This window comes from Colwellia marinimaniae, from assembly GCF_002207865.1.
GTDB lineage: Bacteria > Pseudomonadota > Gammaproteobacteria > Enterobacterales > Alteromonadaceae > Colwellia > Colwellia marinimaniae.
Genome location: NZ_BDQM01000184.1, coordinates 1 through 311, shown reverse-complemented (window position 1 = coordinate 311; position 311 = coordinate 1). Strand labels below are relative to the sequence as shown.

Annotated in this window: 1 pseudogene; it reads right to left on the bottom strand. The window is 37.6% G+C overall.

The annotated features are described in order from the left end of the window. Positions 1-34 precede the first annotated feature (34 nt). A pseudogene (locus tag MTCD1_RS23550) lies at positions 35-311 on the bottom strand (Hsp70 family protein); the annotation flags it as partial.

Here is a 311-nt window from a genome sequence, read left to right as displayed (position 1 = left end):
CAAAAAAGGCAAATTTTTTTTTTCAAGCAGAAGACGGCATACGAGATTGACCACCAACTAAAATAACATCATCAATCTTGCTTACTGATAAGTCTGCATCTTTAAGCGCTTGTTTAAGCGGCTCTAATGTTGCTTTAACCATATCTTCAACTAGTGATTCTAACTTAGCACGAGTCACTTTGATGTTCATGTGCTTAGGACCTGAACCATCAGCAGTGATGTAAGGTAAGTTAACATCCGTTTGTTGTGCTGAAGAAAGTTCACATTTAGCTTTTTCTGCTGCTTCTTTTAAACGCTGCATTGCTAAAGGA